Source organism: Paenibacillus canaveralius, assembly GCF_047238265.1.
Lineage (GTDB): Bacteria > Bacillota > Bacilli > Paenibacillales > NBRC-103111 > Paenibacillus_F.
In genome coordinates this window covers 360,032-374,188 of the sequence record NZ_JBDFMM010000001.1, presented here as the reverse complement: position 1 = coordinate 374,188, position 14,157 = coordinate 360,032, and the positions used below count along the sequence as shown (strand labels likewise).

Below are 14,157 nucleotides of genomic sequence, written 5' to 3'. Positions count from 1 at the left end.
AAAAGCCATCTCCCGGCAGCCTTAGGGCAGCCGGAAAGATGGCTTTTTTGTGGTTAAGCAGGTGTCATCAGCCGTTCGGCATTTGCGTGTTCGGCTTGAGCCGCTGCGATCGTCTATCGACACATCGTCCGTTTCAACGTATAAAAAAGGTGCATGCCGGAACATCATCGTTCCTGTACATGGCCTATATTTCATGTATTCAAAGGATTTCCTCCGCCGTTCCACCAGAGGCCAAAAAGCATCTCCGCCCATTCCTCGGTAGGCACGTTCAACCAATTCGGCGTATCGATCGCATGGAAAAATACCGCCGTAATCACCGGAAGAGGAATATCCGCCCGCAGCGCGCCCGCTTCCTGGGCTTTTTGGAACAGCGCAGTCAGCTTTTTTTTCAAATCCGCGTGGCCTTCATTCAAAAATTCGAGATCCAGCCTCGCTTTGTCCGAAGCACTTTCATCGATTTTGGGGGCCGCCAGCATCAGCGTATGGAAATTCGACAGCTCCAGAAAAATAAGCAGCACTTTTTTTATGGCCGCTACAGGCTCAAGATGCTCGATCCCTTCGCAGGCCTCGATCGTCTGCTCCATCGTTCTGCGCATGCAGGCCGCGACGATCTCTTCCTTGTTGGCGTAATATTCGTAGATTGTGCTTCTTGCGCCCGACAGCATTTCGGACAAGGCTTTCAGGTGAAAGCCGTCATAGCCCCGCTCCATCAATAAGCGTTCGGTCGCGTCCAGCAGCTCCGATTTAGTAAACGCCCGTTGTCTCGCCATAACCCTCTTCCCCTTCCTCCCCCTATCTTATCACCGTGCGGTTAGACAGACAAACCCTGCTGGAAAGCCGGGATGAAGCCATCGAAAAAATCAAAACGGATGTATCAGCAAACAAAAAGACGATCGGCCCCTATCCTAAAGAACCGATCGCCCCGCATGAAACGGAAGGCCGTTCGAAATTATTGTTCCGTTCCAAATACATTGATGCGTCTAAGCAATTTGTGTTCGTTGTCATGAATAATAATATTGCCTTGACTGTCTACGGCAAAGTCTACAGGAATAGAATCATCGTAAAATTCCATTTCTAAAGTTCCCACAGTAACCTCCCCACCCGGTCCAAACGGGCCAAACGGATTATAAGGCAAATCCTCAAAATTAAAGTTACCCGTTCCGAGACGATCGTAGGTTTTGGTTTTAGGCTCATACAAGCCACTATTGTAGCGAAGCTCGCTTAATTTCACGTAATCCTCGACTTTACCGGTGACATCGATTTTATAGAATCCGTTTTTATCAGCCGCATAAAAAAAATCGCCTTTGGAGGCGGCTGCACCGATCTTCTCCATCTTTATTTTGGCAACCTCGATAAGACGTCCGTCTTCCCGCAGCATATGAATGGTTTTATTAACGTAATCCATTAAATAAATCTTGTTGTCCTTAATGAGCGAAACAAGCTTGGGCTTCTTTTCAGCTGCTATAACCGCTTTTAGAGATCGTTCTTTTCCCGCTTCTACCGAATAAATACTTCCAAAAAATGTATTACTGAAGATTAAGTTTACGCCATCCAACGTTGTCATTATGTCATTTTCTTCGTCGAGCAAGGTTTCATCGGCATTATAAGTAATCAATTTCACCTCGGGAAGAACTTCATAAATAACTATTTTAATATCTTTCTTATCTACACTGGCCAACATATACAGTTTGTCGCGCTTCTCATCGTAAAAAATTTTCTCGGGTGCCAGATCTCTATAGGACAGACTTTGAACCTGACTTTTTTTATCCAAATACTCAATATCAAATTTTTCGTTTAAATTTAAAACTTGTTCCAACTTTCTGTTATCTCCCGTCTTTTGATTATACTTGGAAATAACATACTCGTGCTTGATTGGGCGTTTCGCATCGTAGTCAATCATATAAATATCGTCGTTAGAATCGGTCACAAAGCTGGATACAAAGCGTGTTTTGGCACTTTTGCACTCTAAAAATTTAACACATATCTTTGTATAAGATTTCCCTATTTTAAGAGAGAGATTATCGACGGTCGGATGCTCCAGTTTTTTCTTTGGAGCTTCTTTTTCAGGGACTGGGGGAACCGGTTTAGTCTCTTCTTTAGGTACGATAGTGATCACCTTCGAAGCATTGTCGTAAGCAACGTTGCGGTTCAAACTCTCGGCGATAAAACGCAGAGGCACCAGAGTTGTCTCATTTACGATTGCAGCCGGCTGGTCCAGAACTGTCTGAACTCCGTTTACGTCGGCTTCGGGATGACCGACCGACAACGTAACGGTGCGATCGTTGCCTTTAAGCGTAACCGTCTGTGTGGAATTTTCCCAACTCACTTCGGCTCCCAGCAATTCTCCGAGAAACCGAAACGGAACCATGCTGGTATCTTTAATCAATACAGGCGCTGCAGGCATAGCAATTTTCTGCCCGTCAACATCCGCTTGAGGATTCCCAATCGTCAGGGTAATAATCCGGTTCGTTCCCGCAGACTCCGCCGACGCATGACCCTGATATTGAAAACATATAGTTACTCCAAATAATAATAGGGATAGCTTTAATAACTTTCTTATTAGCATATATTTCCTCCTGTTTTGTATTATTATTAGTATAATATTTTTGTTCCTTCCTGTATCTACCTAATTTGAGCTTTATAAGTCTTATTTCATAACAAAAAAAACAAGAAAGATCCCGAATCTTTTCGGACCTTTCTTGTTTATATTTGCAACGGCCGAGCTTACACCTCTCCCACCGATTCGCCCTTCACCAGCGTAACGTAAATCCGCTCATGCTCGACCGTCTCTCCGGCGATCAGCTTCGACAGCTGCTCCGCCGCCAGAGCGCCCCACTTGTGTTTGGAATAATCGATCGTAGCCAGCCGCGGGGTGACGTACGCCGACAGCTCGATATTATCGAATCCGATAATATGGATATGCTCGCCGATGCGGTAATCCGATTCCGCCACGGTGTTATAAACGCCGATTGCCATCTCGTCATTCAGACAAAGAACGGCGGCCGGCTCCTTATATTGTTCCAGAATGAGCCTCGCGGCTTTCTCCCCGGACTCTTTATCGAAGCCTCCCGGCAGCTCGGTGCAATCGACATCCTTATAGCGGCCCACGGTTTGCCGGACGGCGTGTAAGCGCTTATCGGAATCATAAGAGTCTTGCGGTCCCGCCACCACATATAGCTTACGGTGACCTTTTTCCAGAACGTAATCGGCGGCCAGATTGGCCCCCGCTTTGTTATCCAGAAGCACCTGATTGATGTTCGGATGAATCAGCTCGCGGTCGAGCACGACGATTTTATGTCCCCTGTCCGCATGCTGCAGCAATTCTTCATTGGAAAATGCCGCGTCCAGGATAATTGCCCCGTCAATCAACCGTTCCGGCAGAAAACGGTGGGACTGGGACCCGCTGCAGACGATAAGCTCGTAGCCGTGCCGGTTTAAGTACGCCTTGATTCCCTGCAAAAGATGGCCGTAGAAAGGGCCGCTGAAATCGGTCAGAAAAACGCCGATAATTTTGCTTTCCCGCTTTTTTAGCGAGCGGGCCGCCGCATTGGGAGTGTAGTTCAGTTCCTTGGCGATCGCCAAAATCCGGGCGCACGTTTCGTCGGTTACTTTGGGACTGCCGTTCAGCGCGTAAGAAACCGTTGAAATGGACACGCCGGCTTTTTTTGCGATATCTTTAATGCTTACCACTATTCTCGCTCCTAACCTTGTTGCATTCGCTGTATTCTCTGGTTTCGTATAACCTTCTCACACTCCGTACTCACGCTTCTATTTATTTACTATACCATTAAATGAACTCGTAAAAGAGATGCAAAAGGGCGATCCGTGAAGATCGCCTTTCGCCTCCGTTCAGCTGTAAATCTCGATCACGTTCGGCCCTTCCGCCGTAAGGCTTTCCAGCTGCCCGCCGCTCAGGCGGAGTCCCCCGGTCCGGTAGCGGTTGTGCAGTCTCTCGGCGGACGCTTCGTGTCCGTTTATCGTGACGCGGGAAACTTCACGGCCGCTCAGGTGGTACACGAAGGTCACCGGCCGCTCCAGAATGCGGAACTGGAAGCAAAGACCGTCCAGCTCCTCGCCCAGCACAGGGTCCACAACGAGATTTCCGGCGTCCATCCGGATGCCGAGACCGTTCGAAATAAGCTGGTTCATGTAAATTCCGGGGCCGCTGGAGTATATTCTCCAGCCGCCTTTGACCGGCACGCTGCCGCTGCGCAGCTCGTTAAAGCGCTCCTGCGCCTCGTAGCGCGTGCTGAACTTCCCGTCGGAACTGCTGAAGTATGCGTTGCTCTGGCGGAGTTCCGCATTCGGTACCACATCCTGAAGACGGACGGGGTTGATCATCTGGAGCCCGCGCCACACTTCGCCGGTCTTACCCAGCTTCGCCATCGCTTCAACGTAGCGGATATGGGCGTGCACATACTGGAGGCCGACTTCACGGCCGAAGTTCGCGGCCTGCTCGGCACGCTTGAAGTTCGTGCTGACGCCACCCGCGTAATTCGCGGGCCGGTTCATAAGGCGGACGCCGTCCGGGCAGTACATTTCCGCCTTAATGAGGCGGTAATGGGCTTCCGCCTGCTCCGGCGTCAGCAGCTCGCTGATCATGCTGCGCGTCATCGGCAGCAGCCGGTAGGTGATCCCTGTCTTCGTATCCTCCGGATGGAGCATCTTCTCGGCATTGCCGGGCTCCTCCAAGTACAAGAAGCCGGGGATCACGGACTCTTCGGACGGCAGCATATAGCGCATGTAATCGGCCTGGATGCCGTCCGCCATGCCGCGCAGCTCCGCCGCCAAGGCGCCGTGGCTGTCCGCCAGCACGCCGGACAGCCGGCGGAAGACCTGGTAGGTCAGCGATACGGTCCAGGAGCTGACCATAAACTGCTTCAGCTGGGCGTTAGCCGGCTGAAGGGTGTCGTCCCAGTCTCCGTCCCCGTAGGAGGACAGATGGGTGTCGTGCAGGAAATGGCTGCGGATGTAGCCGATTTCCTTGACGGCATGCTCCAGCAGAGAAGCGGTCTCTTCCGTGAAATCTCCCCCGTGGCGCCGCGTATACGGAAGCTGCTCGTCCAGGATGGAGATATCCCCGGTGGCGCTTAAATAATCCGCGAGCACCTTCAGAGGCCAGACGATGACGTCTCCGTGGCTTTCTTCCTGCTGGATGCAGGAATACCGGTCAAACATGAACCACTGCGGCCAGCTGCCGTCGTCTTCGAACTGATGGGAAAACACGGTCCGGATAATGTCCCGGACTTCGCCGTATTTTCCCGTCGCCAGGAAATATTCGGTCGGTCCCTGGCATACGTCCCGCGTCCCCCATGCCGCTCCGCCGTACTGTTCCAGACCGTGCGGAACCGAATAATGAACGAGCATGTTGTGCGTGTACCACCAGGCAAGCACGTTCGTTTTCGCCAGCTCCGGGTCGTTCCCGCCGCCGGCCCGGTACAAGTGGAAGCCGTTCATGACTTTTCCGAGGAAGGCACGGTAAAGCTCCGCTTCCGAATCCGCTTCCCGGTCCGCAAACGCCTGCTCCTCCCCGCGCAAAAGACCTTGGACGGTCATGCTCCAGGCAGAGCTTTCCCCCAGCTCCAGCACGGCCAGGGAAGCGGAACCCCGCTCCGCGTTCGGCGCAAGACGCGTTTCGTCCGTCAACCGGACGGGAGCTCCCGTGACCTGCATGCGGTAGGTGAGATCCGGCCATACCTGGGCACTGTCCGAGACCGCATCCGCCGTGAACGTAAGCGTCCGGCCGTCTTCTTGTACCGACAGATGAAACGGCGCTTCGTACTCGTTGTTGTTCATCGAAACCTGATGAGTCACCAGGTACCGGTAAGCTTTGCCCCCCGCCGAACGGAGCTGGAGACGAATCTCCGGCGCATCCGCCGCCGTAAAGCCGGTTACAATGACCGTGTCATCGGCCAGTTTATAGTACCAGCGGGTGTAGTTGAACCCGATTTCGAACAGGGACGGCATCGTCAGCAGACGGTACTTCCCGCCGGTTTCGATATATATGCGCTGCCCCGAAGTTTTGGAGACGTTGAGTGCATTACGGGCGTTCGTCAACATTTTGTTAAACGACGTATTGCCCACGGTTAGCTGGGAATTGAACACCCCGTACATGTAAGCGGTCGACGTCAAAACGGCTTCCCGGAGCCGGGCATTATCCCCGCTCATCAGAATATGGCCGTGCGGACGCTCCACGCGGAGCTCCTTCGCTTTCAGCACGACGTGTTCGTTTGTCATCGTAAAAAAGGAAAGCAGCTCCCCCTCCAGCGATTCTTCCAGATGACGGTCGGGAAAATATCCGTCTACCTCATCCGCGGTCATCGTGAGTCCGGTAAGCGGCGCTCCGATATCGCTCGCCAAACGCACCGGCTCAAGAGCCGTAGAGCCGCTTGCGGCGACGGTGACGGAGCTGGTGTCGCTATTGGTGTTGGTGTTGGTGTTGGTGTTGGTGTTGGTGTTGCTGTTGCTGTTGGTGTTGGTGTTGTTGTCGCTATTGCTGTTGGTATCGCTGTTGGTGTTGCTGTTGGTGTCGCTGTCGGAGCTGGTGACGGTGCCGCTCGCGGTACCGGTGCCAGTGCCGCTGCCACCGCCGCCCACAGCCGTGTTCAAAGCTTCGGCCTGCTCCCAAGCGGCGGAAACTTCCTCAGTGAACTCTAGGGCAGTAACGGCTTCGGGATGGTTTTCTTTGAACAGTCCGTAAAAAACGAACCGAACCGGTTCCGCTCCCGGAATGACCCGGCCGGATTGCAGTGCCGTGTAGGCAAACTCGTACTGATAAATCTCATTTGCCAGATGAGGACGAGTCAAAGCTTCCGGCCGGTCCGTTTCTTTATAGGAAAGCCCGTAAAATTGGAAGCCGTCCGTGGAGTATCCTTCCGCTCCGGTCAGCGATCCCTGCTGCACATACGGAAAAGCTCCGCCCTGCGGCTGATTCTGTCTCGAACAGACGACATACCCGCGCTTTTCGTCCCCGTAAACGCTGTGATCGATATATTGGGACATGTACGCTTCGTTGCTCCGTACCGCCCCTCTATCGGCGAGACCGAGATCCTGGCCGTACAGAATATCAACCGGAGTGTCTCCGGCGCCTCCCGTAATCAGTACGTCCCAAAACCAGATATTTTGCGGAGTCAGCGTAAACGTGACTTCGTAGGCTATGCCTTCAACCTCTCCGTTCCAAACGAAGCCGGAGTTTTTCCGTCTCATAAGGCTGCCGGAACGGATGCCAAGCAGAGGAAACGCCTCAATGCCCTCTTCACGGTGCAAACGCAGATACAGGTTGTTCATGGAGCCGTCCAGCGGGTTTCCGATCCACTGGTTGATCAGGGTCGAACCGGAAACAACTTCTCTGATATCTCCGCTGTTCAGGAAAGAGAATTGCAGGCTGCCCGATTTCAGTTGGTACGACCGATCCTTCAACTGGGTCATGGTGATGTTCACTCGCTTTCTTTACTTCGTTAGTCGGAACCGGAGCTCTGCGGTATCACGGCTGTTCGGGCCGACGAAGACGGCAAACTCTCCCGGATCGCTTGCAAAACTCAGGTCGGAATGATGGTAACGGAGCTGTTCTTCGGTCAAGTCGAACCGGACCTCGGCTTTTTCGCCCGGCTTCAGCAATACTTTCCGGTATGCCTTCAACTCTTTGACCGGACGGACAACCTCACCCGACAGGTCACGTATATACAGCTGGACGACTTCTTCTCCCGTGGTTTCTCCCGTATTGGTCACGTTGACACGTACCGTCAGCGGCTTCTCCGCCGTCATGCTTGCCGAGTCAAGTGTCGGAGTGTCGTAGACGAAGGTCGTGTAGCTTAAACCGAACCCGAAAGGAAGCAAAGGCTCGTTGGGAATATCCAGATATTTGGAAACGTAATGTTCCTGGGCGTCCTGCGCATCTTTGGGCCTTCCCGTATTAAAGTGATTGTAATAGACCGGCACCTGTCCCACGCTGTAAGGGAAGCTCATGGACAGCCTTCCGGACGGGTTCGCCCGGCCGAAGAGCAGATCGGCGATCGCCGCGCCCCCTTCGGTGCCCGGGAACCAGGCCTCCAGCACGGCGTCCGTCTGATCGATCAGGCCGTGCAGGTCGAGCGGCCGGCCGTTGAACAGCACGGCCGCCATCGGCTTGCCGAGCGTGCGCAGCTCGGCGACAAGCCTCAGCTGCGCTTCCGGCAGCCGGATGTCGCCGCGGCTGCAAGCCTCGCCGCTCATGCCGGAGTGCTCGCCCAGCGCCAGCACGATGACATCGGCGCCCCGTGCCGCTTCCAGCGCGGCCGCGGTCTGCTCCGGCGTGCCGCTGTCGATGCCGCAGCCTTCCGCAACGGCGATCCGGGACGGATCGGTGTGCGCCGCCAGGCCGGCGGCCAGCGGCACCGCTTCGTCCTGCGAGCCGAGCCACGACCACGGCCCGAGGATGTCGCCGCTCTCGGCGAACGGGCCGATCAGGGCGATGCTGCGGTCCGGCTTCAGCGGCAGAACGCCTTCGTTCTTGAGCAGAACGCACGATTTCTGCGCCAGCTCTTTTGCCGCTCTGCGGTGTTCCGCGCAGAGCACCACTTCCCGCTCGCGCTCTTCATCCGCGCCGCGGTAAGGATCGTCAAACAAGCCGAGCTTCTGTTTGAGCCGCAGAATGCGGAGTACGCCTTCGTCGATGAGCGCTTCGTCGACTTCCCCCGAAGCGACTAGCGCCGGGAGATGATGCACGTAGCACGCGGTCATCATCTCGATATCGACGCCCGCCTCGATCGCCCGGCGGGCGGCTTCGGCTTCATCCGCGGCGGTTCCGTGCGGAATCAGTTCCTTGACGGCTCCCCAGTCGGAGATCAGAACGCCGTCGAAGTTCCATTCCCCGCGCAGCAGATCGCGCATGAGGCGTTTGTTGCCGCTGGCCGGAATACCGTCCACGGTATTGAAGGACGTCATGACCATCTCGCAGCCTTCCTCCAGAGCGGCCTTGTAAGCGGGCAGATACTGCTCCCGGAGCTGGCGCTCAGACATATCCACGGTGTTGTAATCACGGCCGCCTTCCCCCGCCCCGTAGGCGGCGAAATGCTTGACGCAGGCCGCCACCCGCTCCTTATCGCCGGTCAGGTCCGCGCCCTGGAATCCGCGCACGAAAGCCCGCGCGTATTCGCCGTTCAGGTACGGATCTTCCCCCGTAGATTCCATTACGCGTCCCCAGCGGGGATCGCGCACCAGGTCCGCCATCGGGGCGAAAGTCACGTGCACGCCGGATACGGCGGCTTCTCTTGCGGCGATTTCCGCGCTTTTCTCGGCCAGCTCCATATCCCAGGAGCAGCCGATGGCCAGCGGTACCGGGAAGATCGTCCGGTATCCGTGCACGACGTCCGCCATAAACAGCAGCGGAATCGCTTTTGGTCTGCCGCGCAGGTTAGCTTCCTGGACCGCCTTGACCTGCCCGGCGCCGGATACTCCCAGGACGGAGCCCGCGTGAGCCGTCATCTCGCCGGTGATGCCCATGGAAGCCATGGGGCCGGTAATCTGCCCGTCCGCCCCTTCAAAAAAAGGACCCGCCAGCTGCAGCAGCTGAGCGATTTTTTCCTCCAGCGTCATTTCCTTCATCCTAGCCAGCAGCTGTTCTTCCGTCATACCGCCGCCTCCTCGCGCAGATTTTTTTCTTGCTTTTTCTTATAGAAGTTTTAGTGGGCACGAGTGCCTGAGCACTCCGCAAATGCTTACATAAAACGAGAAGTGAAACGTTTCGATTTTCTTTGATTTGAATTATAACCCTCCTTTTTGAATGAAGTCAAACGGAAATCTTCAAGGTAAATAGGATTTTGTAAGCGTTTAATGGACCTTTGAAATAGAACTTGAATACGGTTCCAGGATGTTTTATAATGATTTCGAAACGTTTCGATTGTTTTTCATCTACCATTTAACCTTTACGATTAAGGGTAAACTATCACCATAATAAGGATTCCTACGGGAGGCAGACAGTATGAAACGGAAAAATTGGGCGGCAGGGATTGCGACTACGGTTCTTTTGACAAGTGTTCTATCGGGTTGCGGAGGAAGCGGCGCAGGCGGCGAGAAAGGCAGCGGAGAATCCGGAGGAAAAGTGACGCTGAATGTATGGGGAATGGGTGAAGAAGCGAAATCCCTTCCGAAAATCGCGGAACAGTTCGAGAAAGATAATCCGAACATCAAAATCAACGTGCAGGCACTGCCTTGGGCTTCGGCTCACGATAAGCTGCTGACGGCGGTCGCTTCCAAGAAGGGTCCGGACGTTCTGCAGATGGGAACGACCTGGATTCCGGAATTCGCGGCGGCAGGCGCATTGATGGACCTCAAACCGATGACGGACAAATATCCCGAAATCAAAGAAGACAATTTCTATCCCGGCTCGATTCAAACGACCAAATATGAGGATAAAACGGTAGGCGTACCTTGGTATATCGATACCCGCGTCCTTTACTACCGCACGGATCTTCTGAAAGAGGCAGGCTATAACGAGGCGCCGAAAACGTGGGAAGAGCTTCAGGACGCGGCCCAGAAGCTGACCAAACGCGGCAGCGGCAAGTATGGCATCTCGCTCGATCCGAAAGAGCAGTCCCTGACTTTCATGTTCGCCCGTCAAAACGGCTCCAAGCTGCTGGACGGCAAGCAGCCTTTGTTCGATCAGCCGCAGTTCGTTGAAGCCGTAGAGTATCTCAACAGCTTCTTCAAAAACGGTTCGGCTCCGAAGGATCTCGGTATCGACGCCGTTCAGGGCTTGAGCGGAGACGGTATTGTGCCCATGTTCATCAGCGGACCGTGGATGGTTAAGCTTATCAACGACAAAGCACCCGATCTGAAGGGCAAATGGGCCACGGCCGTCCTTCCGAAGAAAGAAAACAACATTTCCGCGCTGGGCGGCTCCAACTTGTCGGTGTTCCAGCATACGGAGCATAAAGAAGAAGCGATGAAATTCCTGGCCTATATGAGCAAACCGGAAACCCAGCTAAAATGGCTCGAAATGACGCAGTCGATGCCTGCGGCCAAGAAAGCATGGGAAGACCCTGTTCTGAAGGAAGATCCGAACTATAAAGTGATCGGCGAGCAGATGAAAGCTTCCGAGCCGATGCCGATGATCAAACCGTGGGAAGAAATCGCCCAGGCTTACCTGAAAAGCTTTGAACGCATCTACCGCGGCCAGGCGGAAGTAAAACCGGAGCTGGATGCCTTCAATAAGCAGGCTCAGCAAATTTTGAACAAGTAACCGCACGGACGGAAAATAACCCGAAGCCGGCCGGCCCGCAGGGGCCGGTCCGGCTATTAACGGTCCATCCTTTTTAACCGGGCTGGACGACAGTGAAAGAAGGGACATGAGATGAAGGGCTTCAGCAACAGCAAAGCACCGTACTTTTTTATTGCGCCGACTCTGATCCTGCTCACGGTTTTCTCGCTGCTGCCGATCTTTATTGCGCTCATTATCAGTTTCACCGATATGGATCTCGCGGGTCTGGCCGATTACTCCAACATCAATTTCATCGGCTTCAAAAACTATATCAGTGTCCTGCAGGACCCGATTTTTATCAAATCGATTACGAACACTCTTTTTTACGTGATTATCGGGGTTCCTTGCGTCGTTATTTTATCGCTCGGCATCGCGCTGCTGATCAATTACGGAGCCTCCCGCGTTTTTAAAGCATTCCGGGTCATTTACTACCTCCCTTCCGTTACCAACGTAGTCGCGGTAGCTGTCGTCTGGAGCTATTTGTACAACCCGGCGTTCGGTCTGTTCAACTACGTGCTGGAATCGGCCGGCTTCGATAAAGTTCCATGGCTGACCGATCCTCTGATCGCGAAAATTTCCCTGATCCTTCTCGCCTTGTGGCGGGCGGTAGGTCTGAACATGATTATTTTCGTCGCCGCTCTTCAGGGCATTCCGAAAACGTATTACGAAGCGGCCCAGCTCGACGGGGCCAGCACCTGGAAGCAAATGATCCATATTACCGTTCCAATGCTGCGTTTCGCCATTTTCTTCGTATCCATCACGACCATGATCGGCTGGCTGCAATTTTTCGAAGAACCGTTCGTCATGACGCAGGGCGGACCGCTGGACGGCACTACGTCCGTGGCTCTGTTCATCTACAACAACGGCTTCAAGCTCAGCAACTTCGGTTACGCCGCGGCGGGTTCGTTCGTTCTGTTCGTCGCCATCATCATTATTACGCTCATTCAATTCCGGCTTCAGAATAAAGATACGGACATGTAAAAAGAACGGAGGAAAAGCTTATGGCTGCAAAAGCTGCAAAATTACGTCCGGCTGGCGCAGGGACATCGGGATCGAGCCCCTTTTTCCAAGGACTCGTATTTGTCCTGCTGGCCTTGGGCGGCATCGTCTTCCTCATTCCGTTCGTTTGGATGATTCTGTCGGCGTTCAAACCGGAAAGTGAAGTGCTGCGTATTCCGCCCACCCTGTTTCCCGAGACGTTTACGATGGAAAACTTCAAAAACCTGTTCGAACGGATGAATTTCGGTGTCTACTTGAAAAACACCCTGATCGTCGTGCTCTTCTCCTTCGTCGGCCTGTTCCTGAACGCGATGGCGGGCTTCGGCTTCGCCAAATACCGCTTCAAGGGTCGCGAAGGTCTTTTCTACCTCGTGCTCGCCACGATGATGATTCCCGGACAGGTCACGATGATTCCCGTGTATCTGATCCTGAACTCCATCGAGCTGACGAACACGCTGGTCGGCGTTGTGCTGCCCGGCCTCGTCGGAGCGTTCGGCGTCTTCCTGTTCCGCCAGTTCATGTCCACGATTCCGGACGAACTGCTGGAAGCGACCCGGCTTGACGGAGCCAGCGAGCTGCGCACCTTCGCTCAGATCGTGCTGCCGATCTCCAAGCCGATCTTGTCGGTGCAGGCGATCCTGACCTTCATCGCGGGCTGGAACAGCTTCCTCTGGCCGCTCATTATCGCCAACGACGAGAAGCTGTACACGCTGTCCGTCGGCTTGTCGCTGCTGAAAGGCCAGTATGACAGCAACTTCGCCCTGCAGATGGCCGGTTCCGCCTTTATGGTCGTGCCGATTCTGATCATTTTCGCCATCTTCCAGAAGTACATCATCGACAACTATTCGATTTCGGGGATGAAATAAAGCGGTGCGAATGAACTTAATCTAAACATAGGGTCCAAAGATGCAGCCGGTGCTGGAAACAGTGCCGGCTTTTTTTGTATCTACAACAGCACTGTCGGGTTAAAAGAAATCCAAGGCGTTGACGCCGGGGGAAAAGTCACTTACCGCAGAGCCTGGTGAACCGTTACGGACAACTCTCCAGCCTCAGAGCAGCAAAAGATGGCTTCCAACCGCATATAACCGTCAAAAGGCCAGAACCCGGGAGCATATCTCGCGAGACTGACCTTTTTGCTTCTTATATTTTTTGCTTCATATAATGGTAAAAGATTGGCTTTCTCGCCTCACCTTGCCGGCTCGACAGCTCAGCGCGGAAGCTCCCGAACTCTATCGCCAACCCCTTACGAGCTTTTATGCGCAAAAGTCCTGGAACCCCGTTCGCTGTTCTTCTCTTCGGTGACCGCTTCTTTCCGCTCCCCGTCTTCCCGCTTCATTTCCCGCTCCAGCAGCAGGAGGACGTACATCGCAAGCGTCATGAGCAGCCCGATCACCGCATGCCCTTGAAGAGGCAAATGAACCGGAGCGTGAAACACCCCGCTCATCCAGGCCGTACCGGCGGCTGTCAGCAGAGCGTTCAGCAGTCCGCAGCTTAACCGCAGACCTGTTTCCTTCCCGTACACTGCCGTTTTGATCAGAAAACTAAGAAGTACCGTGATTCCGATCGATACGGAACCGTACCAAACGAGAGCTTCTTTGGATTCGGGCAAGCCCAGCACCGGAAACGTTTTGGCCAAGATGGCCCCCACGAACAGGAACTTACCCAGCACGACCGCTACCGACAAAAGAGCGATCCCCGCCGCCTTAGCGGTCTCCATAAACCAATGCGGCTCTTCTCCCTGCAAACTTCTTTTCTTCAAGGCTTCTGCGAGCTCGCCCAGCATAACCAATACGACGGCCGCCCCTATCCAAATCAAAGTACCCGCAGGCACTTCCCCGCGGACTAAACTCACAAAAAAAGCTCCTGCCGTTCCTAAAGCCATACTTAACATACTGCATTCCCCCTTATACTGTAACCGGATC

9 protein-coding genes are annotated in these 14,157 nt (G+C 54.0%); 3 read left to right on the top strand and 6 right to left on the bottom strand.

Translation table 11 applies throughout. The annotated features are described in order from the left end of the window. Positions 1–191 precede the first annotated feature (191 nt). The 5 genes from ABC395_RS01720 to bglX form a co-directional block, all read right to left on the bottom strand. Positions 192–770, bottom strand: a complete 579-nt coding sequence (locus tag ABC395_RS01720; RefSeq protein ID WP_413000316.1) for a TetR/AcrR family transcriptional regulator — start codon at positions 768–770, stop codon at positions 192–194. Positions 771–949: 179 nt separating this feature from the next. Then, positions 950–2,566, bottom strand: coding sequence for a copper amine oxidase N-terminal domain-containing protein (locus ABC395_RS01715; protein WP_413000315.1), 1,617 nt, complete (start codon positions 2,564–2,566; stop codon positions 950–952). Positions 2,567–2,724: 158 nt separating this feature from the next. Then, complete coding sequence (locus tag ABC395_RS01710; protein ID WP_413000314.1) at positions 2,725–3,690, bottom strand: LacI family DNA-binding transcriptional regulator; 966 nt, start codon at positions 3,688–3,690, stop codon at positions 2,725–2,727. Between the two features lie 159 nt (positions 3,691–3,849). Further along, complete coding sequence (locus ABC395_RS01705; protein ID WP_413006668.1) at positions 3,850–7,428, bottom strand: GH36-type glycosyl hydrolase domain-containing protein; 3,579 nt, start codon at positions 7,426–7,428, stop codon at positions 3,850–3,852. 21 nt (positions 7,429–7,449) lie between these two features. After that, complete coding sequence (gene bglX / locus ABC395_RS01700) at positions 7,450–9,609, bottom strand: beta-glucosidase BglX (RefSeq protein WP_413000313.1); 2,160 nt, start codon at positions 9,607–9,609, stop codon at positions 7,450–7,452. 349 nt (positions 9,610–9,958) lie between these two features. Here bglX and ABC395_RS01695 point away from each other — a divergent pair, with 349 nt between their 5' ends. From ABC395_RS01695 to ABC395_RS01685, 3 genes are all read left to right on the top strand, one after another. After that, on the top strand, positions 9,959–11,218 hold the full coding sequence (locus ABC395_RS01695) for a sugar ABC transporter substrate-binding protein (RefSeq protein ID WP_413000312.1): 1,260 nt from the start codon (positions 9,959–9,961) through the stop codon (positions 11,216–11,218). A 111-nt stretch (positions 11,219–11,329) separates the two neighbouring features. Then, positions 11,330–12,217, top strand: coding sequence for a carbohydrate ABC transporter permease (locus tag ABC395_RS01690; protein WP_413000311.1), 888 nt, complete (start codon positions 11,330–11,332; stop codon positions 12,215–12,217). Positions 12,218–12,237: 20 nt separating this feature from the next. Further along, the gene (locus ABC395_RS01685) at positions 12,238–13,101 is read left to right on the top strand and encodes a carbohydrate ABC transporter permease (protein ID WP_009675348.1); all 864 of its coding nucleotides are present in this window, start codon (positions 12,238–12,240) and stop codon (positions 13,099–13,101) included. 377 nt (positions 13,102–13,478) lie between these two features. Here the strand turns inward: ABC395_RS01685 and ABC395_RS01680 are convergent, their stop codons facing one another. Next, the gene (locus ABC395_RS01680; RefSeq protein WP_413000310.1) at positions 13,479–14,087 is read right to left on the bottom strand and encodes a hypothetical protein; all 609 of its coding nucleotides are present in this window, start codon (positions 14,085–14,087) and stop codon (positions 13,479–13,481) included. Between the last annotated feature and the right edge of the window lie 70 nt (positions 14,088–14,157).

Excerpts from the sequence above, each read along its gene's own strand:
- ABC395_RS01695 (WP_413000312.1), top strand. The coding sequence starts at position 9,959 with ATGAAACGGAAAAATTGGGCGGCAGGGATTGCGACTACGGTTCTTTTG.
- ABC395_RS01705 (WP_413006668.1), bottom strand. The coding sequence starts at position 7,428 with ATGACCCAGTTGAAGGATCGGTCGTACCAACTGAAATCGGGCAGCCTG.
- ABC395_RS01720 (WP_413000316.1), bottom strand. The coding sequence starts at position 770 with ATGGCGAGACAACGGGCGTTTACTAAATCGGAGCTGCTGGACGCGACC.
- ABC395_RS01715 (WP_413000315.1), bottom strand. The coding sequence starts at position 2,566 with ATGCTAATAAGAAAGTTATTAAAGCTATCCCTATTATTATTTGGAGTA.
- ABC395_RS01690 (WP_413000311.1), top strand. The coding sequence starts at position 11,330 with ATGAAGGGCTTCAGCAACAGCAAAGCACCGTACTTTTTTATTGCGCCG.
- ABC395_RS01685 (WP_009675348.1), top strand. The coding sequence starts at position 12,238 with ATGGCTGCAAAAGCTGCAAAATTACGTCCGGCTGGCGCAGGGACATCG.
- bglX (WP_413000313.1), bottom strand. The coding sequence starts at position 9,609 with ATGACGGAAGAACAGCTGCTGGCTAGGATGAAGGAAATGACGCTGGAG.